This window comes from Actinopolyspora sp. BKK2, assembly GCF_011291845.1.
GTDB lineage: Bacteria > Actinomycetota > Actinomycetes > Mycobacteriales > Pseudonocardiaceae > Actinopolyspora > Actinopolyspora saharensis.
On record NZ_JAANTE010000002.1, the window covers coordinates 24832 to 47186 of the forward strand.

A 22355-nucleotide genomic window follows, 5' to 3' on the forward strand; every position below is an offset into this window, starting at 1 on the left:
ATCACCGTTCGGCCACCACGGTACTCATGCCCCGAGACTGCCGCGAGCGATCGACCGCGTGGTTCAGCACGCCGATCTTTCACCCCATCGAGGGGAACGGTTGCACGACTGCTCGTCCCAACTCGTCCAGCAGCGTCTCCGCCACCCGCTCCTCGGGGACGGACACCCCGTGCTCCCGCACGGCTCCCGCGAGCTCGGGATCCCACGGGGTGTCCGGCACGGAGCCGGCGGCCGGCCCGCCGCGCCGCGATTCACCCTCGCCCGAGCCCGCCAGGGCAGCCAGGTAATCGGCCGTGGTCATCCGCCACGGCCGCACACCCACCCGCTCCACGAGGTGCCCGGTGATCCGCAGCCCCTCGCCGTCGAAATCCCCGTGGTAGCGGGCAAGCACCCCGTGCGCGGCGAGTTCCCGCAGCAGCGGGATCGCCGCGCTGTTCGGCCACCCCGACACGCAGATCATCGGCGGGCAACACGCGCCGAACCGCCGCAGCGCCAGCGTCAGCACCGCCGGGTTCTCCACTACGTACACCTCGGTCACGCCCTCGGCCGGGACGATCCCGCCGTGCTGGGTCCCGCCACGCAACTGCGCCGGTGTCAGGGCGACGGCACAACCGTCCTCGCCAGCCACCCGCAGCATTCGCGCGGCGGTCCCGTGCCCACCGAGCACCGGGCCCGCCACCAGCACCGTGGCGGAGAGCTCGTCCTCGGCCACCCCGGCGCGTTCCCACAGCTCCCGACGTTGTTCTGCGTACTCCGGCACCGGGACGCCGTGCAGCACGGCCAGTGCACGCAGCACGAGCCCCGCCACTCGCGTGCCGTCGTCCAGCGCGTGCGGATCGCCCAGCTCGCGCTCCGCCAGCACCGGCAGCGGAATCCCGGCCCCGGGAAGCCCGGCCAGCACCCGCAGCGCCTCGCCCAGAAGTTCGCGGGTGCGGGAGACCGAACCGTCCACGAGCCCGTTGCGTCGGACCTGCGCGACCCAGTCGGCGAGCTCCGGGCGGGCCGCCACCACTTCGTGCTCGGCCAGCCACCGCCACAGCTCGGTCGCCTCGTCGGTGTGCCGCTTCCGTCGTGCTGCCTGGTCGTCCAGCGGGCCGACCAGCTCGGAGACCACTGCCCGGCTGTCCCGGCCGCACACCTCCAGCAGGGCCGTGTCCAGCTCGGCCAGCGCGATCCGCTCGTACTCCCCCGGCAGTCGGGTCCTGCCCAGCAGGTCGGCCAGTCGGGAGCGCTGCGTCTCGTCCAGCGGTCCCACCCGGACGCCGCGGACGGTGCGGCCGGAGGACAGCCGTTCGTGCACCGCGCGCCAGAGCGGTCGCAGCTCGGTGTCGCGCAGCGAATCCGGCAGGCTCATTCGCTCCACCCCTCACCGTCCCACACGAACCGTGTCGTGGTGACCGCTTCGTCGCCGTCGCCGGTGGTCAACGCGTGAATCGCGATGCCGTCCAGTTCCCGGTAGGTCCCCCACTCGTGGTCCGAGGTCAGCATCAGGTCCAGCTCCAGGGAGTTCAGCAGTTCGAACACCTGCCCCCGGTTGGCGCTGTCCACACCGACGAAGACCTCGTCGAGCAGGATCATCCGGGGTGCTCCGGTCATCGACTCGTAATGCGCCGCGACTGCGGCGAACAGCGGCAGATGCAGCGCGATGGCCTTCTCTCCGCCGGAGAGCGCCCCGTGCAGCTTCCTGGTCAGCAGTTCCCAGCCGCGGTCCCGCCCGCGGTCGATCTTGACGTCGAACCGGTGCCACCGGGTGTAGTCGAAGACCTCGCGCAGCTGCTCCTCCCAGGACGTGGCGGTGTTGTTGGCCTTGGCGTCCTCGATGCGTTCCCGGAAGAACCGGTGCAGCGACTCGCGGTCCTGTTCCGACAGCCGCACCGGGTCCTTGAGCAGCAGGTCCCGGGCCGCCTGCGTGCCCGCGGGAAGGTCCCGCCCCACCTGCCACACCAGCCGCACCGCCACGTCGGAGGCGGTGCGCACCCGTTCCAGGCGGTCGTTCATCGCGTCCACCAGCTCGTTGGCGCTCCTGATCCGCTCCGCCAGGTGCCTGCGCACGTCACCGGTCAGCGTCTTGTCGAACAGCTCGTGCTCGTGTTCGGTGATGTCGGTGCGCTGTCGCTCGTGTTCCGCGCGCAGCGACTCCAGCAGCTGCGTCGCGCCCAGTCGGACGCCGTTCATCGTCGCCACGAACACGTGAACGTCCTCGTCCAGTTCCAGCGCCACGGCGGCGTGCTCGGCCAGCACCTCCCGGTAGCCGTGCACGGTCTCGTTGAGCCGGTCCAGTGAGTCGTTGATGTTCTTGGTCGTGTGCGGCGTGTTCGGCCACTTATCGGTGACCGAGCGGGCCGATTCCAGGTTCGTCCGGATCGCGTTGGAACTCGCGTCCAACTCGATTCCGGCGTCGCCCGGAATGCTCGTCGCGGCGATCCGCCGGAAGCGTTCGAGCCTGTCGTTGCGCAGCCCCACCGCGCGTTCGTGGTCCTGCGCGGTGGACACCCGCGAGCTCTCCAGCGAGCCGATGCGGAGCGACAGTTCCTCCAGCTGCTGGTTCAGCGACTCGGATTCGGACTCGGCCTGCCGCAGCCTGCCCCGGACGTTCTCCAGCTCACGCAGAATCTCGCCCTGCTCCGCTCCGAGTGCGCGTTCCCGGGCGCGCAGCTTCGTGGCCAGCGTCGCCGCGCGCTGCTCGGCACGCTCTGCCTCGTTCTCGCGCTGTTGCGCGATGGTGAGCGAGCGTTCGGCCTGCGCTGCCTTGTCCCGTGCGGTGTGCTCCGCCGTGGTGGCCTCGCGCATCGCGTCGATCCAGCTCTCCCCGCAGCGTTCGAACCCTTCCAGCGCGTTGCCGAACTCCTGCAGCGCGGCTCGGTCCCTCGGCAGTCCGTGCTCGTCGGCCTTGGCCGCCAGCGAGTTCCGGGTCCGTTCGACCGCCGCGGCGTACTCGGCGACCTGACGCTCGCCGCGAGTCACGGCGTCCTGGCGCGCGGCCACCGCCGCGGTGGCGGTGTCAAGCTCGCCGCGGGCGGTCTCGATCTCCTCGGCGGAGGGCAGCGAGTCCCGCTCGGTGCGCAGCCGTTCGCGGCGCCGTTCCAGCTCGGCCAGGGCTTCGTCCGTCGCGGCCAGCGAATGGTCCAGCTCTGTGATCAGCTCCGACAGCTCCGCCATCCGCTGTTGGCGGGCTCGCTCGCGTGCCGTCGTGCCGATGTGGGCCACCGCGGGTTTCGCCCAGCTCCCGGTGGCCGGGCCGAGTCGCCAGTGCCCGTCAGCCCCGATCGCCACCGGGTGCTCGGCGGGTAGTCGCTCGTCGAAGGCGATCGCGGCGAGTATCCGCTCCAGCCGCCGCGCGGGAACCGCGTGCTCGGGCTCCGGACGCAGCACCTCGGCGAGCGTTCGCCCGCCTGCCGATACGGGGGAGTCGGTTGTCAGGAACGTGTCGTGGCCGTCCGGGGTGAGCTTACCGTCCGGGGTGACCCAGGCGTCCAGCAGGCCGCTCGCCTGCAGTGCCGCCTCGACACCGGTCCGGGTGGCCTCGTCGGTGCGCTCGGCGAAGTCCACCAGCTTCCACAGCGGCGCACCGGGCAGTGCCGTGCGGTCCGCGTCGCGGGTGGTCGGCGCTGCCGGTGGCAGGTCGGTCTCGTGTCGGAGCCGTTCGATCTCGGCCACGTGCGCGGCGCGACTTTCGGCCAGGTCGTCGCGGCGCGCCCGCGTCCGGGTTCGTTCGGTGGTGAGCACCTCGGCGGCGGGTTCGGCGGCGTCCCGCACCAACCGTTGCACCGTCGAGTGATCCTCCGCCGCTTCCGCGAGCTCCTCGACGTCGTCGATCCGCAGCTCGGTGTTGCCGCCGGCCCAGTCCCGCAGTCGTTGAGCCTGCCGCAGCACTGCCGTGGCGTGCTCGTGCTCGGCCGCCTCGCGGCGTTCGGTGGCCGCGGCCAGCTCGGTTCGTTCCTGTTCGGTCCGCTGCTCGGCCTGCTCGTGGTCCCGCAGCGCCGTTTCGTGGGTGTGCAGTGCGGTGTACAGCTCGTCGAGTGCTTTCCGCTTGCCGCCGACGGCCGCGCGCAGCAGGTTCCGCGCGTGTTTCGAGTCGTGTTCGGATGCGGCCATCTCCCGGTGGGTGGTCGACATCCCGATCCGCCACGCCGACTGCCCGGCCGTGTCGGCGGCTTCCTGCCGTTCGGTCTCCGCCCGGAGAGCGTGCTCGGCAGCCTCCGTCGAGTTCCGCTCGTGCTCTTCGGCCAGCGCCCGCGCTTCGGTGGCCTTGCTGCGCAGTTCGCTCGCGTCGTTGTGCGCGTTCTCGCTGTCGGTGGCGAGCTCGCTCAGCTCGCTGTTGCGGTTGTTGAGCCCGTCGAACTCCTCCCGCAGGTTCGTGATCGTTCCCTCGGTCTCGCTCCTGCTCCTGCGCAGCCGCTCGCGTTCGGCGAGCGAGTCGTCGTAGTCCCGCTGGGTTTCGCGGGCTATTCCGCTCGTCCTGTCCACCTCGGTGTTGGCCGAGGTCAGCTCGGCGGCAGCGCTGTAGAGCACCCGCCGCGCGTACTGCTGCTGCCGCTCGGCGAGTTTCTCGGCCGCCTCGACTTCCTCCGCGAGCCTGCCGACCCGTTCGCGTTGCCGGTCCAGCCGTTCGAAGCCGTCCGCGAGCTCGCTGATCTCTGCGTCACCGAGCGGCGGCAGCGCGCTGGACAGCAGATCGGACAGGAACTTCGGGTCGAGCCGCTCGGACAGCTTCGGGGTGCGCAGTTGCAGCAAAGCGCTGATCAGCGACTCGTAGCGCTGTTGCCCGATGTTGCCGAAGAGCCTGCTGCGCAGCTCGGTGCGGTAGTCGCTCGGGCTCTGGTGCACCTGCCCGGAACCGCCGAGGGCCTCGCCCAGCGCGGCCTGGGACAGCGGTTGGCCGGAGTCGTTGAGCAGCGGCAGGATTTCCGCCGTGTCGTGCACCGGGGAGTCGGGGAGGTGTATCCGACGAGTGGTGGTGAAGTAGGCGGTGGTCACGTTGCTGGTGCGACTGCTGGCCTGCAGCCGGGCGCCGCAGCAGAACCACTCCGCTCCTTCCGGAGTCTCGCGGGTGAACTCCATCCAGACGTAGCCGACCCGCGTGGTTCCGTGGGTCCCCTCGCCCATCAGGTTCCAGTGCATGCCCCGATCGGAGCCGAATGTGGACAGTCGTTTCGGGGTGAGTCGCGCGTCGAACAGGAACGGCAGCAGCAGTTCGAGCGCCTTGGACTTGCCCGTTCCGTTGGGCCCGCGCAGCAGCAGCCTGCCGCGGTGGAACCGGAAGGTCTCCTGGTAGTAGCGCCAGACGTTGACGATGCCCGCACGGTTCGGTTGCCAGCGGCTCCGCGCGGTGTCTGCGCTGTTCCGTGTCGGCAGCTCGGTGACGCTCATTCGCGGGTCCCTTCCGCGGGGGCCGAGATCTTCATCCCGGCGAGGCGGTAGCGGGCGGCGGCCGGTCGGGGAACGACCCGCTCGTCGTGCCGAATGGCCAGGTCGAAGTCGGTCAGTATCCGCAGCGCGTCGTCGACCAGGCGTGCGGTGCCGTCCTCGGAGCGGTAGGACTTGGCCCAGCGGGGTTCGCCGGCCAGCATCTCCGCGGTGGCCTCGTGCAGCCGCTGCGTCGTCACGCCCTCCGGGTGAGCGTTGAGCTCGTCCAGCAGCCGCAGCGCGGCGATCTTGGCGTTGCCCGAGTCGTCCGGGAAGGTGCTGTCGGTGGCGATCTCCTCCCGGTCCACCAGCAGCACACCCTCCTTCCGCTCCTCCAGGGCGAATCCCGCTTCTTCGGCTGCCTTGCGGATCAGCTGGAGACCGGTCAGCGAGGTGGCGTAGTTGTGCTGCTGTTCGGTCAGGTCCTGCCAGTACACCACCGGATCGTCGAACAGCTTGCGCATCACGGAGTGCCGCGCCCAGAGGTTGCGCTGGTTCGGGGAGGCGTGCTCGGCGGTGGTCCCGTAGCGCGGATCGGTCGAGAGCGCGTCGATCAGTTCGGTGGTGTCGGTGTGGTCGGTTCCTTCCCCGACGAGCCGGGAGGGGCCGGTCGCGGTGCTGAGCAGCCGCATCAGCAGGGTCGAATCCACCCGGTAGAGCACCTGCGCTCGCTCGGAATCGACGAAGCTCTCGGTGGTTCCATCCACTGCGTCCAGCACCGCGTACGACTCCAGCAGCCGGAGCACATCCACATAGGCCATTCGTTCGGAGCGGATCGAGGTGTCGAAGGTGGGCACCACGGGATCGTTGCCGGTGCTGTGGCGGACCCGCTCGGCGAGCATCGCGATGTGGGTCGTCGGGGTGGCCAGCAGTTCGGCCGCCACCACGCACAGCAGCGCGTAACGGCGCCGGTCGAACGGTGCTTTGCCCGAGCGAAGCCTGCGGGCCGGCCTGCTCGCGTCCACATCGCCGCGGCTCTTGTGCAACCGGGCGTATCCGGCACGGGGCATGACGGTCAGCGTCCAGCCACAGTAGTAGTCGAACCAGGAGCGCAGCGTCTCGTGACGACGCCTGGCCGTATCGAAGTCCTTCGGGGCGTCCTTTTTGAGCAGCAGCGGATGCGCCAGCAGCACCCTGATGCAGCGCGCCAGTTCTTCGCGCTCGGTGGCCACGAGCTGATTGTTGAGATTGCTCAACTCGCCTCCCGGTCGGACTCGTCGAGATCACGTCCCACGATGCGGATGTCGACCGCGAAGTCGGGTCCGGCGAACGTGCCGTGTGGGGTGCGCAGCACTGTTTCCGCTCGCTCGTCGGGATCGCGCAGTTCGATCTCGGCACGGCCGTCCGGGGTGCTCGCCCGGCGAGCCCCGGACGTGTCCCGCTCGGCGGACAGCGCTCTGCCCAGCAGTTCGAGGAGTCGTTGGAACACCGCGTGGTCCAGCTCGGCGAAGTCGGACAGTCGTACCCGCCCGTCGGTGGCCAACCGCTGCCAGGCGGCCTCGAGCTGGGCGCGCTCGGCACGCGCCCGCTCGGCGCGTTGCCGCTTGAGTTCGGCGACGTCCCGGACCCTGCCGGTGCGGGCGAAGGTCTCCTTGCGGCCCCCGGTGCGCAGCGTCGCCGAAATCTCCACCGCCGGTGCCTCGGACCATGATGTGGAGGGGGAGATGACCTCGGGGTCCTCGTGGATCAGCTGGGCGTGGCGCGCGGATCCCAGGCCGAACGCGGCGGCGAACAGGCGGTGCAGCTCGGCCTCGTCGGGCGCCCTGGTGAACCAGCGGGCCAGTTCCCGGAAGTCGGAGGCCACGCTGGAGGAACGTTTCCGCGAGTCGTCGATGCGCTCCAACACCTGCAGCAGGGTGACGATCGCCTGCCGCGCCACGGTCAGCAGCTGCTCGGCGCGTGGGGCCGAGTCGTCCTCCGGGTGGAACCAGATCCGCAGTCCCTGCCAGCGGGTGGCGCGATGACTCAGCCACTCGGCGCGTCGCTCGTCACCTGCCGCCGGCGGTAGTTCCGCGCCGTGCAGCGCACGCCGGTGCAGCTCCGCCACACCGCGGTCCTCCACTTCGGCTATGCCGGAGGCGATGGCGTGGCAGCGCTGTTCGAGCTGGTCGCAGAACTCCTGCAGGTAGGCGACCGTGGCCGATTTGACCTCGTGGAACGTGGTCAGGTCCACGCCCTCGGTGCGCAGCAGCCGTTGCAGTTCCCCGTTGAACTGCTTGGTGTTGTTGCGCAGGGCCTCCAGATGTCCCTCCAGCTCCTGCAGGCTGCTGAAGATCCTGCGGTCGGCGGCGGCGGGGTCGTGCAGCAGCTCGTTCAGCTCGCCGAGCCGGTCGGCTATGGCGTCGAGCACCGCGGTCTGCAGTGCGCCGCTGGAGGCGAGCGTGGCCATCGCGTGCTGCACTCCGGCGAAGGCGGCCTCACCGAACTTGGTCAACGAGTACTGCAGGTTACGGCGTTCGTACTCGGCGGCGGTGCGGTAGTTCTCCGCGTGGTTCTGGACGTTGTCCAACAGCCCCCAGTCGCCCAGCTGCTTCAGCGCGGCGTGCAGGTCCTCGTCGGAAAGGGCGTTGAACCATCCCACCGAGCGCAGCCTGTCGCGCACCTCATCGATGCCCAGCGCGGTTTCCAACCGCTCGTTGGCTTCGCCGAAGGCGTGCAGGATCGCTGTGTACAGCTCGGAACGGTCACCGGTGGTGAACCTGAACATCTCGGCCGGAACACGCAGTGGCTGCACGTCACCTCCCTTCCCGGGGCGCTGGAACCGCCTCGGGGAGCGGCCACACGGCGCCACGATAGGAGAGGTTACCGACGTTGTCGGTGCCTGTTGTCGGTTTCGCGCGAAACGTGCGCAGCGCCGGGCGAACGTGCGAGGTGGCGCCCTGCGACGGACGTTCGAGCGGGATCGAGGCGGGGACGACTTTCGCTGGGTGGGGCGATCCGTGCGCGCGGGTCGTCGATGTAGGCCGGTTTCCCCGCGAAGTCGTCGTTTCGGTGGTGCGCTGTGACCGGCAGGAGCGCACGAGACGGACCGCGCGCGAAACGGGGCCGGACCCCCGTGCGGGAGTCCGGCCCCGATCGTCGAACCGCGGTTGTCCCCGAGCGGGCGGCGCGGCACCGCCGCGGCCGCTCGGTGCGTCAGCCGGTCAGCCGCCGGAGCCCGCGCCTGCGGTGACTCCGTCCGAGCCCTGACCGTCGCCTCCGGACCCGTCGGTTCCCGCACCGTCCGCTCCGGAGCCACTGTCACCGCGCTTGACGGACTGGAGCAGCAGCTGCGCCACGTCGACGACCTCGACGTCCTCCGAGGCGGTCTGCTCGTTCTGCCGCGTGGTCATCCCGTCGGTGAGCATGACCTTGCAGAACGGGCACCCGGTTGCCACCTTCGACGGCGCCGTGCCCAGCGCCTCGTCCACGCGGTCGAGGTTGATCCGCTTGCCGGTGCGCTCCTCCATCCACATCCGGGCGCCGCCGGCCCCGCAGCACATCGCGCGGTCCGCGTGCCTGGGCATCTCGCGGAACGAGGCGCCGGAGGCGTTGACCAGGTCGCGCGGGGGCTCGTAGACCTTGTTGTGCCTGCCGATGTAGCACGGGTCGTGGTAGGTGACGTCCTCGGTGACCGGGGCGACCGGGACCAGTCGCTTCTCCCGCACCAGCCTGTTGAGCAGCTGGGTGTGGTGCACGACCTCGTAGTTGCCGCCGAGCTGCCCGTACTCGTTGGCCAGGCTGTTGAAGCAGTGCGCGCAGGTGGCGACGATCTTGCGCTTGCCGGGCTCGCGCCCCTCGAACACGGAGTTCAGCGTCTCCACGTTCTGCTCGGCCAGCATCTGGAAGAGGAACTCGTTGCCCGCGCGCCGTGCCGGGTCGCCGGTGCAGCCCTCCTCCGGGCCGAGCACGGTGTACTTCACGCCCGCGATGTGCAGCAGCTCGGCGACGGCCTGGGTGGTCTTCTTCGCGCGGTCCTCGAACGCGCCGGCGCAGCCGACCCAGAACAGGTACTCGACGTCCTCGTCCAGCTCACCGTCGAAGACCGGAACCTCGAAGTCCAGGTCCTTGGTCCAGGCCAGCCGGTCCGAGTTGTTCTGGCCCCACGGGTTGCCCTTGTTCTCCAAGTTCTTGAACATCCCGCCGAGCTCGGTGGGGAAGTTCGACTCGATCATCACCTGGTAGCGCCGCATGTCGACGATGTGGTCGACGTGCTCGATGTCCACCGGGCACTGCTCGACGCAGGCGCCGCAGCTGGTGCAGGCCCACAGCACCTCGGGGTCGATGATGCCCGCTTCCTCGGGGGTGCCGACCAGCGGACGTTCCGACTCGGCGAGGGCCAGCGCGTCGATCTTCTCCTTGCGCTGCTCGGCGTCGTCGCCGGTGAGGCCGACCTCGTCGCCGGCCATGTCCTTCTTGCCGCCCTCCAGCAGGTACGGAGCCTTGGCGTAGGCGTGCTCGCGCAGGCTGGTGACCAGCATCTTCGGCGAGAGCGGCTTGGCCGTGTTCCAGGCAGGGCACTGGTCCTGGCACCGCCCGCACTCGGTGCAGGTGGTGAAGTCCAGCCAGCCCTTCCAGGAGAAGTCCTCGATGCTGCCCGCCCCGAAGGTGTCGTTGTCCGGGTCGGCCTGCTCGAAGTCGATCGGTTCGCCGTTGCTCATCATCGGCTTCAGCGCGCCGAGCGCGGTGCGCTCCGGATCCCGCTTGAAGTAGATGTTGAAGAAGGCGGTGAACCGGTGCCAGGCCACGCCCATGGTGATGTTCGAGGCGATGACGATGACCCAGATCATCGCCGAGAGGATCTTGAACGCGGCGAACAGCGACACAGCGAGCGCGCTCGCGGGCAGGACGCTGCCGAGCGCGAAGCTGATCGGTGCCGACCAGACCGGGGCGTGGAAGAGGTCGGAGGAGACCTTGAAGGAGCGCAGGCCCATGATGCCGACGCCCTCCAGGACGACGACGGCCTCGACGAAGTAGGCCTGCCAGAAGTTGGATCCGGCGAACCGGGAGACGCGCCCGGCGCGGCGGGGGTGGTTGAGCTGGCGCACCGCGCTCAGCCAGATACCGCCGAGGATCGTGGTCACGCCGAGGATCTCGATCAGCAGGTTCCACGGGCCGAACGACCCGAGCCAGGGGATCTCGAAGGGCGCGTGGAAGACTTCGCCATAGGCGACGAGCACGCTCAGGCTGAGTCCGCCGAAGCCCACCATGACGAACCAGTGGGCGATGCCCACGTGGCTCTTCTTGAGCATCTTGGTGTGCCCGAGGACTTCCTTGATCATGTTGCTGAACCGGGCGCCGAACGGCCCCTTGCGGTTCGGGTCCGGTTGTCCGAGCCGGATGGAGGAGATCATCCGGCGAACCGTCCTGACCACCATGACCACCGCGACGACGGTCACGGCAATACAGATCAGGCCCAGGACGAGCTGTAGGGCTACCATGCTCGTGGCCTCCTGTTCGCGGGTTTGAGCGCCGAGCGTAACCCATGTTACTGGTCGGTAACCATTGGGGTTTCCGCCCGTGGTGGAAACAGCCGGTGATTGTGCGGAACGCTATCGCGAAAAACCGGTCGGGCAACAGTTCGACGCTCCCGAGTCGGGGCGGAGCGGACGGTCTCCGCCGATGGTGCGGGCGGTCGGACACCGCTGTCGTTCCTGCTCGTGAGTGCGGTTCAGCCCGCGGGGAAGGTCTTTCCGCGGACGCCGCCGGGCGGATCCGGGCGAGCCAGGTGCGATTTTCACCACGTTGAATCACCCGCCACCTGTTCGGGGGAAGTGGCGGGATGCTGCCCGTCGGTTCGCGGGCGGTGCCGTCGGGGGAAGCGGCTCGGTATGGTGGGTCCAACCCCGCGTGGTGACTTCGCGGGGCCCGGTTTCTCCGGCGGTCTCGCCGCCGTTTCCGGTTTGGGGGAGCGATGGCCGAACCAGACGATTCGATCATGCGGGCTTCCGATGCCGACCGCGAAGCGGTGGTGGGGAGGCTGCGTGGCGCCCTGGACGAGGGCAGGTTGGACCTCGCCGAGTTCGACGAGCGCGTTCGGCGCGCCTACGCGGCCGCGACCTGGGGGGAGCTCCGGCCGCTGACGGAGGACCTGCCCGCAGTGCCCGCGGCGGCCGAGTCCGACTCCGCGCCCGCCCCGGCCGGCAAGAACCGAAAACTCGGCAAGGAGTGGCGCGACTGGGCGGGCACTTCCTTCGTCCTGATCGGCATCTGGGCCGTGACCTCCCTGGCTTCCGGCGAACTGCAGTACTTCTGGCCCGCCATCCCGGTGGGGATCTGGGCGCTGGTCCTGCTGTCCGGGATGCTCTTCGGCTTCGGCGGGGCGGACGCCGCCGAGGACGGCGACCCCGACGACGAGGGGCCCTTCGGCGGCGCCTCCCGTCGTTGATCGTGCCGTTCGGGGCATCGAGGGGCTTGGCTCGGCTCGCGCGGTGGTGCGCGAGGTGTTCGACACGGCTGCTGGGGGAGGAGTACATTCCAAATCTGGAACATTTGTTCAATTTTTGGTTGTTCCGTCGCCTGCGCGGCGACGTGACCGTGCTCGGAGGCTTCGTGGTCTACATCGTGCTGGCGCTGGCGATACTGTCGGAGGTGCTCGGGACCATCTCGCTGCGGTTCGTCGAAGGGCTGAGCAAGCCCCTGCCGCTGCTCCTGGTGGTGCTCGGCTACGGCTCCGCTTTCATCGCGCTGTCCAGAGTCCTCAAGATGGGCATCCCCGTCGGGGCCGCCTACGCGATCTGGTCCGGTGTCGGTGTCGCCCTCGTGGTGCTCATCGGCGCGTTCTTCCTGAACGAGACCATGACCCTCGTCCAACTACTGGGAATAGTGCTGATCATCGGTGGTGTGGTCGCACTGGAGGCCGGAGGAGCACATTGACCGACACCGACGCTCCGGGCGAGCAGTCCGACGGACGCCGCGCCAAGGGCGAGCGCAGACGTCGCGCGATCATCGACGCCACGCTGCGCGTGGTCGAACGGGACGGGATCGCGGGAGTGAGTCACCGCAACATCGCACGCGAGGCGGAGATCCCACCCGCCTCGATCACCTACTACTTCGACAGCATCGACGGCGTGCTGGTGGCCACCCTGCTGGAGAGCTGCGAAACGATGATCTCCGAGCTGCGCCGGTCGACCGAGGACGCCGCCGACGACCCGGAGCGCTGGGTGGCCGCCACGGCCGAGATGCTGTCCGGAATGGTGCGGAACCACCGGGGGCGGACGCTGGCCGAGTACGAGCTCTACCTGCTGGCGGCCCGTCGTCCGGCGCTGCGGCCCGCCGCACGGCGCTGGATGGAGGTCACGGCGGGCTACGTCCACGGCATCGGGGACGGGGACTCCGGTGCCGTGCAGGCGATGCTCGCCGCCCTCGACGGTCTGCTGATGCAGGCGCTGATCGCCGAGCAGCCCCCGGGACCCGAGGCGTTCCGCCCGGCGCTGGCGGCTCTGCTGCGCCCGCGGGAGTGAGCGGTCCGCGCCCGGGAGGCTCCGCGGACCGCCCGGCGACGGGGAAACCCGGCGGGGAACTCCGCCCCGGTCAGAGGCGGCAGGCCTCCAGGCGCGTGACCAGTATCTCGGTGGCTCCCACCTCGGCCAGCCGGTCCATCACGTTCTGGACGTCGGCGCGCGGGACCATGCTCCGGACCGCGACCAGGCCGGGCTCGGCGAGGTTGGACACGGTCGGCGACTCCTTGCCCGGCGTGATCGCGGTGGCCGTCTCGAGCGCGGACTCGGGGCAGTTGTAGTCCATGACCACGAAGCTGCGCGCGTCGAGCACACCGCGCAGGCGCTGCAGCAGCACCTGCACCGCCTGCTCCCGCTCCTCGGTCAGCGCCGTCTCCGAACCGCGCACCAGCACGGCCTGCGAGCGCAGGATCGGCTCGCCCAGGGTCACCAGGCCTGCCGCGCGCAGGGAGGAACCGGTTTCGACCACATCGGCGATGGCCTCGGCCAGCCCCAGCTCGACCGCGGTCTCCACGGCCCCGTCCAACTCCACGGTGCGGACCTCGATGCCGTAGCGCTGCGCGGCCTGCTCGACCAGGCGGGGGAACGAGGTCGCGACCCGCTTGCCGTCCAGGTCCGCCACCGAGCTGATCGGGCCGTCGGCGGCGGCGGCGAAGTAGAACTCGGAGTTGCCGAAACCGAGCGGCAGCAGCTCCTCCGTGCTGGAGGCCGTTCCCGCCCCGGCCAGCAGGTCCTGGCCGGTGATGCCGACGTCGAGCACGCCTGCGCCCACGTTGCGGGCGATGTCGCCGGCTCGCCAGAAGATGAACCGCACGTTGTTCGCCCGGTCCTCGGCGAACAGGGCCCGATGCTCGCGGTGCAGCCGGTATCCCGCTTCGTCCAGCAGTTGGGTGGTCGGGCCGTGTAGCGATCCCTTGTTCGGGACGGCGACGCGCAACATCAGCATCCTCAAATACAGCCTGTCGGGACTTCGTCGGCTCGATTGTCGTAGTTGGTCGCCGAGCGGAACCCCTCGTGGGCTCTCGCTGCGCCGAGCCCCGACGCGGATGGCGGCCTGCGCCACGTCGGAGTCGTCCTCGCGAGGGCACGCACGGGAGAACCCGCGGCGGTGCCGACTGCTCGGGTGGTGCGCTTCGACGCGGCCCGCGCCGAAGGACGAGCTCGGGCAACCGGACGGACACACCTGACAAAGCACTGCTGTGCCCTGGAGTGCCAATCCTAGTAGTGCGCTGCGGGGCGCGTTCGTTCGGCTGATCGGCCGGGGAGGGCTCGGCTCCCCGGCGTTCCGCTGCTCGGCCCCGCTCGTGCGCCACTCGCGCAGCGCGGGTGCTCGCACGTCTCCGGTGCGCGCGGGAGCCCTGCGGAGTGCCGGGGCTCACGTGCGGGCGTTCCGGCCTGATCCCCTCGCGGGAGTTCCTCCCGCGCCCTCCGGGAGCGCGGTGCGGCTGGAGCCGCTCGGCAGGTCGGCGGGGAGCTCGCGGGGTGCCGACCGAGTGCCGACCGGAGCTGGCTCGGAATATTCGCGCAGGTCACAGGGTTGTTGGAAGTGCGTCCGGAATGCTCGTGGAAGGTCATGCGTTCCACGGGCAGGAACCTTGAGCTTGCTGGACTCAAACCCGGTTTGACGGATCGGACGCTGTTTCGGTAAAACTTGAGTCAGGCAGGCTCAGGAGTCGTAAGTCCTGGCTACGGAACCAACATTACTGGAGGATGCTTCCAATGGGGCGAGCGGTCGGTATCGACCTGGGGACGACAAACTCCGTCGTTTCCGTCCTGGAAGGCGGTGAGTCCACGGTCATCGCCAACTCCGAGGGTGCGCGGACGACACCGTCCGTCGTCGCTTTCGCGAAGAACGGTGAGGTGCTCACCGGTCAGCCGGCCAAGAACCAGGCCGTGACCAACGTCGATCGGACCATCAGGTCGGTCAAGCGCCACATGGGCACCGACTGGAAGACCACGATCGACGAGAAGGACTACACCCCGCAGGAGATCAGCGCGCGGGTGCTGATGAAGCTCAAGCGGGACGCCGAGGCCTACCTGGGTGAGGACGTCACCGAGGCCGTCATCACCGTCCCCGCCTACTTCGAGGACGCCCAGCGCCAGGCCACCAAGGAAGCCGGCCAGATCGCCGGGCTCGACGTGCTGCGCATCGTCAACGAGCCGACGGCGGCCGCGCTGGCCTACGGGCTGGACAAGGGCGAGAACGAGCAGCGCATCCTGGTCTTCGACCTCGGTGGCGGGACGTTCGACGTCTCCCTGCTCGAGATCGGCGAGGGCGTCGTCGAGGTCCGCGCCACCAGCGGTGACAACCACCTCGGTGGTGACGACTGGGACGAGCGCATCGTCGAGTGGCTGGTCGAGAAGTTCAAGTCCGCCAACGGCATCGACCTGACCAAGGACAAGATGGCGCTGCAGCGGATCAAGGAGGCGGCCGAGAAGGCCAAGATCGAGCTCTCCAGCTCCGCGCAGAGCAACATCAACCTGCCCTACATCACCGTCGACGCGGACAAGAACCCGCTCTTCCTGGAAGAGACCCTGACCAGGGCCGAGTTCCAGCGGATCACCTCGGACCTGCTCGAGCGCACGCGCAAGCCCTTCGAGTCGGTGCTGCGCGACGGCGGCGTCGGCGTGGGCGACATCAACCACGTGGTGCTGGTCGGCGGCTCGACCCGCATGCCCGCCGTGACCGACCTGGTCAAGGAGCTCACCGGCGGCAAGGAGCCGAACAAGGGCGTCAACCCGGACGAGGTCGTCGCGGTCGGTGCCGGTCTGCAGGCCGGTGTGCTGCGCGGTGACGTCAAGGACGTGCTGCTGCTCGACGTCACGCCGCTGTCCCTGGGCATCGAGACCAAGGGCGGCATCATGACCAAGCTGATCGAGCGCAACACCACGATCCCGACCAAGCGTTCGGAGACCTTCACCACGGCCGATGACAACCAGCCGTCGGTGCAGATCCAGGTCTTCCAGGGCGAGCGCGAGATGGCCTCGGAGAACAAGAAGCTCGGCATGTTCGAGCTGACCGGGCTGCCGCCCGCGCCGCGCGGTGTGCCGCAGATCGAGGTCACCTTCGACATCGACGCCAACGGCATCGTGCACGTCAACGCCAAGGACCAGGGCACCGGCAAGGAACAGTCGATGACCATCACCGGCGGCTCGGCGCTGCCGAAGGAGGACATCGACCAGATGGTCAAGGACGCCGAGGCCCACGCCGAGGAGGACAAGAAGAAGCGCGAGGAGGCCGAGACCCGCAACCAGGCGGAGTCGATGGTCCACCAGACCGAGAAGGTCCTGTCCGACAACGACGACAAGCTGCCGGACGAGACCAAGCAGAAGGTGCGCAGCGCCATCGACGAGGTCAACGAGGCGCTGAAGGGCGAGGACTCCGACGCCATCAAGTCGGCGGTGGAGAAGCTGGCCACCGAGTCGCAGTCGCTGGGCCAGGCGCTGTACTCCGAGGGCGGCGGTGACGAGTCGGCCGCTGCCGGTGCCGCGGGCGCTGCCGGTGCCGCGGGCGCTGCCGGTGCCGCGGACGACGGTCAGGCCTCGGGCTCTTCCGAGTCCTCCGGTGCTGACGATGTGGTGGACGCCGAGGTCGTCGACGACGAGGACGAGAAGAAGAAGTGACTCCGAACAAGCCAGAAGAGGACCGGGGCCCGCAGGCCTCCGGAGCACAGGACGAAGGTGAACAGGAGCCCGTCGTCGTGCGGGACCGGCGCAGGATCGACCCGGAGACGGGGGAGCGTCGGCCCGCCGAGGGCGACGAGCCCGCGGACACCGAAGGTCGGACCGATGAGGTGACCGACAGCATGTCCGGAACGTTGGACGACGAACTGGCCCAGGTCGCGGCCGAGGCCGAGGCGGTGGAGAACGCCGCCGAGGCCGCGGACGAGGAGTCCGGCTCGGACACCGAGACGCAGCTGCGTCGCCAGGTCGACGAGCTGACCGCGGACGTGAAGCGGGTCCAGGCCGAGTACGCCAACTACCGCAAGCGGGTCGAGCGGGATCGGGACTCCGTCATCAACAACGCGAAGGCCTCGATCGCGGAGTCCCTGCTCACGGTGTTGGACGACCTGGAGCGGGCCGATTCGCACGGTGATCTGACCGGGCCGTTCAAGGCGGTTTCGGACAAGCTCACCTCCGCGCTGACCGAGGCCGGGCTGGAAGGCTTCGGCCAGGAGGGCGAGGAGTTCGACCCGAGCGTGCACGAGGCCGTTCAGCACGACACCTCTCCCGAGGTCGACGGGCCGACCGTGACCACGGTGCTGCGTCGTGGCTACCGCTTCGGTGATCGGGTGCTGCGCCCGGCGATGGTCGGGGTCACCGATCACGAGCCCGCCGCGGGCGGCGACGACAACACTGTCGCGGCGGATTCTCCGGATGAGACTTCCGAACAAGGCTGAGTCACTAGACTGCTGAGGAACTGCCGTGTTCAGTAACTGCTCGAGCGGACTCGTCCGCGGGTTTCCGCGAGGCCGGTCGTTCGCGTGGGGGCGCCGCTCGGCGCCCCCGCGAACTGATCGTGACGAAAGGAGGGACGTCCGGTGAGTGCCAGGGAATGGCTGGACAAGGATTTCTACGCCGAACTGGGCGTCTCCTCCGACGCCTCGGCCGACGAGATCAAGAAGGCGTACCGGAAGCTGGCCAGGGAGAACCATCCCGACGCCAATCCGGGCGACACCAAGGCGGAGAACAAGTTCAAAGCCGTCTCCGAGGCCTACGGGGTGCTGTCCGATCCGGAGAAACGCAAGCAGTACGACGAGGCCCGCAGGTTGTTCGCCTCCGGTGGTGGCGCCGGCCAGGGCGGTGTCGGCGGCTTCGGTGGCGGTTTCGGAGCACCGCCCGGGGGCGGGGGCGCCGGGTTCGACCTCGGCGACCTGTTCGGCGGCATGGGCGGTCAGTCCGGCGGATTCGGTGATCTCTTCGGCGGGGTGTTCGGCAACCGCCGCGGGGGCGGTGCGAGCACCGTGAACCGCCCCACCCGGGGGTCCGATGTGGAGACCGAGGTCCGCATCGACTTCACCGAGGCGGTGAAGGGCGCGACGGTTCCGCTGCGTCTTTCCAGCCCGACCACCTGCACGACCTGCCACGGCTCCGGAGCACGTCCGGGCACGAGCCCGCGGAGGTGCTCGACCTGCTCCGGCCAGGGCGCGGTCACCCGCAACCAGGGGGCCTTCGCGTTCAGCGAGCCCTGCCCGGACTGCCGGGGACGGGGCAGGGTCGTCGACCAGCCCTGCTCCGAGTGCCGCGGTGAGGGGGTCAGCACCAAGACGAGGACGTTGACGGTGCGGATCCCGCAGGGCGTGTCGGAGGGACAGCGGATCCGGTTGGCCCACCAGGGCGAGCCGGGGCGCAACGGTGCCTCCGCCGGCGATCTGTACGTGGTCGTGCACGTCAATCCGCACCAGGTGTTCGGAAGGTCGGGGAACAACCTGACCATCACCGTTCCGGTGACCTTCCCCGAACTGGCGTTGGGCGCTACGTTGACCGTGCCGACACTGGAGAGCAAGGTTTCGGTGAAGGTCCCCCCGGGGACCGACAGCGGCCGTACTCTCCGGGTGCGTGGCAAGGGAATCGGTAAGAAGGACGGCGGCAACGGGGATCTGCTGGTGACGCTGCAAGTGGCTGTTCCGTCCAGGCTGGACGGCAAGGCCACCGAGGCGTTGGAGGCCTACGCGGCGGCGACGGCTCAGCACGATCCACGTGCCGAGCTGAACGAGCTGCTCCGGAGGTCGGAATGACCGCGAGTGAAGGGTCCTCGGAACCCGGTCTGGCAGCCTGGTTTCCTCCGGGCGCGTCAGAGGACACCCCGGTTTTCGTGATCTCCGTGGCCGCGGAGCTGTCCGGGCTGCACGCCCAGACGCTGCGCAGCTACGACCGGCTCGGTCTCGTCTCCCCGGGACGCACTCCCGCGGGAGGCCGTCGTTACTCGGCTCGCGACATCGCGGTCCTCCGCGAGGTGCAGCGCCTCTCCCAGGAGGAGGGCGTGAACCTCGCGGGGATCAAGCGCATCATCGAGCTGGAGAACCAGGTCGACGCGTTGCGCAGCAAGATCAAGGAGCTGACCGAGGAGCTGGCCACGGCCCATCTGGCCGCCGAGGAGGCGGCGGCACGGGTGCACGCCTCCTACCGGCGTGACCTCGTGCCCGTGCGGCAGGAAACGGCCTTGGTCGTGTGGCGGCCGGAGCGCCGCAGGAGCTGACCGCGCGTCTCCCGGCTTCGGCGGTTTGCTGAGACTTCCGGTGTCGGACCTCCCGTTTCCGCGAGCGGGAGGTCCGCCGCGGGGTCCGCCGAGCGACCCGCTGCGCGAACCGAGTCCGCGGAAAATCCCCCATTCCGACGCAGGCGCTGTGAGCCTGAGCAGTCGGCACCGCCGCGGGTTCTCAGTCGAGTGCCCGGCGAGGACGGCCCCGACGTTGTGTAGGTCGCTCCCCGATGTCGGGGCACCCGCAGCCGGGCGCCGACTGAGGTTCCGCCACGCAACCACCCGAGCAACCGGCACCGCCGAAGGTTCCCCCTCAATCAAGGGTGAACGGATCGTAGTGAATCCGCTCCAACGGAGTCCCGGCCACGAGCATCCGTGAAACCGTGGTGCGGATCATCTCCGGTGAACCGCTGACCAGCACGTCGTGCTCCTCCCAGGCTCCGTGCCGCGTCACCGCGTCGGCCAGGGTGCCGTGCTCGGCACCTTGTGCGGTGGGGTCGTCCTCGAGGACCGGGATGACCTTGAGCCAGGGATTGCTCATCGCGGCCTGCTGCAGGTTCCGCAGCTCGTACAGGTCGTCCCTGGTGCGCCCTCCGTAGAACAGGTGAACCCGGGGGTTGTCGCCGTACTGGGCCAGTTCCTCGATGATCGCCCGCAGCGGGGCCAGCCCGGTGCCTCCCGCGATCATGACCACGTCGCGTTCGGAGTTCCGGTCGACCGACATCCGCCCCATGGGGGCTCCCATGCGCCACTGGTCGCCGAGTTGGGCGTGTCCCACGATGGCTCGGCTGACCCAGCCGCCTTCCACCGAGCGGATGTGGAACTCCATGGTCCCGTCCTCGGAGGGCGGGTTGGCGGGGGAGAGGTAGCGCCACAACCTGGGACGTTGGGGAACTTCCACGCTGACGTACTGACCGGCGTGATATGGAACGGGGTAGTCGGGGCGGATGTGCACCACCGCCATGTCCCAGCTCAGCCGCTCGTGGTGCACGACCTCGCCGTTGTACCAGGCGGGACCTTCGTCCGCGGCCGCTGCGTTGGTCATGGTCGTGGCCATGATCGTGTACGCCTCGGCCCAGGCTCGTTCGACGGCTTCCGTCCAGCTGTTTCCCGCGTACTTCTTTATGGCGGCCAGCAGTGCGGTTCCGACCGCTTCGTAGTGCTCCGAGACCACGCCGAACTTGCGGTGGTCCCGCCCCAGTTGTTGGAGGAAGGGCGTGAGCTCGTCCGGGCGGTCCACCATCTGAACCACGTGGACCAGGGCACGCAGCAGTCTGCTGCGCTGCACTTCCATGTTGACGGGGAAGAGCTCGCGCGTAGCTGGTGCGAGGCTGAACAGCATGCCGTAGAAGAAGCGGGACACTTCTTCCGAGTAGGGCTCGACCTCGGCCCAGCTCTCGCGGATGAGCTGGACCATGTTCGCGGCGTTGGCGAGGTGTTCGCGGTTCCGCTCGTCGTTGGGCTGTTCCGGTTGTAAGGCGGCGTTGGCTGTCATCGCTCGGGCGAGTCTCTCCACATTGGCGGGCCTACCTGTTCAGGCAAGGCATCCGTGTACATGTCCCCCGACTGCCAGGAACTCTAACCCGTTTTTCGGGTTGTGTGACCCTTGATGCCACCTTCGAGTGGATGTTTAATACACACCGTCAGTGTGTGCTCACACAGTTGAGTTGATTTCGCATTCCAGTGCTTGCATGTTCTCCGAGGCGTGACACGGTGAGGCGCGTGATCGCGGACTGGTTGACCTCTACCGAGGCTCGTCGCCCCACGGGTACGGCGACGGCCGAACTCCTGGAACTGGAGCTCGCGGAGTCCACGTTGCCTGCGAGCTCGCAGAGCGCGGACGCGACCGCGGGAGCCGTCCGCTCCGGCTCGGTGGGCGGTTCCGACGCTCCATCCGGGGACGATGCGACGCGCCCCACCCTGAGAGCGGTCACCCCTCCTGGGTCCGCTGTGGAGAAATCCGCCGCGGGCGAGCACCCGGAGGACCCCTTCGCCACGACCGGTGGGGAGACGCAGCTGCCCGGCTCCGCGGGCGAGCACCTGCTGCAGCGGGCCTACGACACCGAGAAGCGGGCTCGCCGCTTCTACGACGACCAGGTTCTCGACCACCTCAACCCGCGCATGAAGGAGTTCGTCTCCGGCACGGATCTGGCCTTCATCGCCACGGCCGACAGTCACGGCGAGTGCGACTCGAGCCTGCGGGCGGGGCCTGCCGGGTTCATCGAGGTGCTCGGCGACCGGCACCTCGCCTACCCCGAGTACCGGGGCAACGGGGTGATGGCCAGCCTGGGAAACATCAGCGAGAACCCGCACGTGGGCATGCTGCTGGTCGACTTCGTGACCGAGCTGATCGGGCTGCACGTCAACGGCAAGGCCCGCATCCTCGAGGACGCCGACCTCAGGGCGATCCACCCCCACCTGCCCGCCGAGTTCGAACGCGGCCGCAAACCGGAGCGCTGGGTGGTGGTGCAGGTGGAGGAGGCCTACATCCACTGCCGCAAGCACATACCGCGCATGGAACCGGTCGCGCGGAACCGCTCCTGGGGGACCGACGACGTCAAGCGCAAGGGCGGGGACTACTTCGCGGCCAAGGGGACTCCCCGGCCCTGGCACGATCCCCAGCCCCAGCGCGGGTGACGGGCCGGATGTCCGTGATCCCGCCGTTGCCGTCACACTGGAAGCGTCGGTGAACGGAGGGAGGCCCCGGTGGTGAGCGAAGCCCGTCCGGAGGACGTTTCGACCGGGGAAACGGGCGCTGGCTCCTCCGACGAGGAGCGCGACAGCGCGACGGCCGAGGTCGAGCAGGAACTGGCGATGATGTTTCGCCGCGCGCGCAAGATGTCGTCGAGCGTCGCCACCGAGGTGCACCCCGAGCTCGACCCGGCTTCCTACAGCCTGCTGCTGATGGTGGCCGATTCCGGACCGCTGCGCGCCATGGACATGGCCGAGCGCATCGGTCTGGACAAGTCCACGGTGAGCAGGCAGATCGCGAACCTCGTGCGGCTGGGGCTGCTGCGGCGCGTCCCCGACCCGGAGGACGGCAGGGCGCGGTTGGTCCAGCTGTCCGACTCGGGCAGGGCGCGGCTGGACGAGGCCAGGGAACGTCGTTCCCGCCGGCTGCGGGCGGACTTCGCCCAGTGGTCCACCGCGGACCTGCACCAGTTCGCGCGGTTGCTGGGCAAGCTCAACTCCATGGAGTGATCGGGCCGGGAGGCCGGCGACTCGGCTCTGCAGGTGGTCGCTCGGGGTGCCGACCGCGGGAGCGGGCGCGGGCGGCCGCGTCGCTCGACGGAACCGGGTCGGCCGAG

General features: G+C 69.3%; 16 protein-coding genes. 9 read left to right on the forward strand and 7 right to left on the reverse strand.

Annotated features, from left to right (window positions below; translation table 11 throughout):
* Positions 1 to 79 precede the first annotated feature (79 nt).
* The 5 genes from G9Q41_RS03915 to G9Q41_RS03935 form a co-directional block, all read right to left on the reverse strand.
* Entirely contained in the window at positions 80 to 1354 is a 1275-nt protein-coding gene (locus tag G9Q41_RS03915; RefSeq protein WP_165632074.1) for a TIGR02679 family protein, read from the reverse strand.
* Positions 1351 to 5370: a TIGR02680 family protein gene (locus G9Q41_RS03920; RefSeq protein ID WP_165632073.1), complete on the reverse strand. Its 4020-nt coding sequence runs from the start codon at positions 5368 to 5370 to the stop codon at positions 1351 to 1353. Before G9Q41_RS03920 ends, G9Q41_RS03915 begins: the two co-directional genes overlap by 4 nt.
* Positions 5367 to 6602, reverse strand: a complete 1236-nt coding sequence (locus tag G9Q41_RS03925; RefSeq protein ID WP_165632072.1) for a TIGR02678 family protein — start codon at positions 6600 to 6602, stop codon at positions 5367 to 5369. The genes G9Q41_RS03920 and G9Q41_RS03925 overlap by 4 nt, the downstream gene beginning before the upstream one ends.
* A complete protein-coding gene (locus tag G9Q41_RS03930; protein WP_165632147.1) occupies positions 6599 to 8113 on the reverse strand; it encodes a TIGR02677 family protein in 1515 nt (504 codons plus the stop codon). Before G9Q41_RS03930 ends, G9Q41_RS03925 begins: the two co-directional genes overlap by 4 nt.
* Positions 8114 to 8549: 436 nt before the next feature.
* Complete coding sequence (locus G9Q41_RS03935) at positions 8550 to 10826, reverse strand: heterodisulfide reductase-related iron-sulfur binding cluster (protein ID WP_165632071.1); 2277 nt, start codon at positions 10824 to 10826, stop codon at positions 8550 to 8552.
* Positions 10827 to 11299: 473 nt separating this feature from the next.
* Between G9Q41_RS03935 and G9Q41_RS03940 the strand changes: the two genes are divergently transcribed.
* The 3 genes from G9Q41_RS03940 to G9Q41_RS03950 all read left to right on the forward strand — a co-directional run bounded on the left by G9Q41_RS03940 (position 11300) and on the right by G9Q41_RS03950 (position 12848).
* Positions 11300 to 11773, forward strand: a complete 474-nt coding sequence (locus tag G9Q41_RS03940; RefSeq protein WP_165632070.1) for a DUF1707 domain-containing protein — start codon at positions 11300 to 11302, stop codon at positions 11771 to 11773.
* Positions 11774 to 11937: 164 nt separating this feature from the next.
* Positions 11938 to 12261 (forward strand): SMR family transporter, encoded by a 324-nt coding sequence (locus G9Q41_RS03945; protein WP_165632146.1) that lies wholly within the window; start codon positions 11938 to 11940, stop codon positions 12259 to 12261.
* Positions 12258 to 12848, forward strand: a complete 591-nt coding sequence (locus tag G9Q41_RS03950; protein WP_092525299.1) for a TetR/AcrR family transcriptional regulator — start codon at positions 12258 to 12260, stop codon at positions 12846 to 12848. The genes G9Q41_RS03945 and G9Q41_RS03950 overlap by 4 nt, the downstream gene beginning before the upstream one ends.
* Positions 12849 to 12918: 70 nt before the next feature.
* Here G9Q41_RS03950 and hisG read toward each other — a convergent pair whose 3' ends face one another.
* Positions 12919 to 13785 carry an ATP phosphoribosyltransferase gene (hisG, locus tag G9Q41_RS03955; RefSeq protein WP_207630591.1) on the reverse strand — a complete coding sequence of 289 codons (867 nt, stop codon included), beginning with the start codon at positions 13783 to 13785 and terminating at the stop codon, positions 12919 to 12921.
* Positions 13786 to 14564: 779 nt separating this feature from the next.
* Between hisG and dnaK the strand changes: the two genes are divergently transcribed.
* The 4 genes from dnaK (at position 14565) to G9Q41_RS03975 (ending at position 19044) form a co-directional block, all read left to right on the forward strand.
* Positions 14565 to 16469 carry a molecular chaperone DnaK gene (dnaK, locus tag G9Q41_RS03960; RefSeq protein WP_165632068.1) on the forward strand — a complete coding sequence of 635 codons (1905 nt, stop codon included), beginning with the start codon at positions 14565 to 14567 and terminating at the stop codon, positions 16467 to 16469.
* 77 nt (positions 16470 to 16546) lie between these two features.
* Positions 16547 to 17245 carry a nucleotide exchange factor GrpE gene (gene grpE, locus G9Q41_RS03965; protein ID WP_165632145.1) on the forward strand — a complete coding sequence of 233 codons (699 nt, stop codon included), beginning with the start codon at positions 16547 to 16549 and terminating at the stop codon, positions 17243 to 17245.
* A gap of 141 nt (positions 17246 to 17386) precedes the next feature.
* The gene (dnaJ, locus tag G9Q41_RS03970) at positions 17387 to 18583 is read left to right on the forward strand and encodes a molecular chaperone DnaJ (RefSeq protein ID WP_165632067.1); all 1197 of its coding nucleotides are present in this window, start codon (positions 17387 to 17389) and stop codon (positions 18581 to 18583) included.
* The gene (locus G9Q41_RS03975) at positions 18580 to 19044 is read left to right on the forward strand and encodes a helix-turn-helix transcriptional regulator (RefSeq protein ID WP_092525305.1); all 465 of its coding nucleotides are present in this window, start codon (positions 18580 to 18582) and stop codon (positions 19042 to 19044) included. The genes dnaJ and G9Q41_RS03975 overlap by 4 nt, the downstream gene beginning before the upstream one ends.
* Before the next feature lie 316 nt (positions 19045 to 19360).
* Here the strand turns inward: G9Q41_RS03975 and G9Q41_RS03980 are convergent, their stop codons facing one another.
* Positions 19361 to 20464, reverse strand: coding sequence for an FAD-binding oxidoreductase (locus tag G9Q41_RS03980; RefSeq protein ID WP_165632144.1), 1104 nt, complete (start codon positions 20462 to 20464; stop codon positions 19361 to 19363).
* Positions 20465 to 21063: 599 nt separating this feature from the next.
* Here G9Q41_RS03980 and G9Q41_RS03985 point away from each other — a divergent pair.
* Both G9Q41_RS03985 and G9Q41_RS21760 read left to right on the forward strand, forming a co-directional pair.
* Positions 21064 to 21684: a pyridoxamine 5'-phosphate oxidase family protein gene (locus tag G9Q41_RS03985; RefSeq protein WP_347567480.1), complete on the forward strand. Its 621-nt coding sequence runs from the start codon at positions 21064 to 21066 to the stop codon at positions 21682 to 21684.
* A gap of 72 nt (positions 21685 to 21756) precedes the next feature.
* Complete coding sequence (locus G9Q41_RS21760) at positions 21757 to 22248, forward strand: MarR family transcriptional regulator (RefSeq protein WP_347567474.1); 492 nt, start codon at positions 21757 to 21759, stop codon at positions 22246 to 22248.
* Positions 22249 to 22355 lie beyond the last annotated feature (107 nt).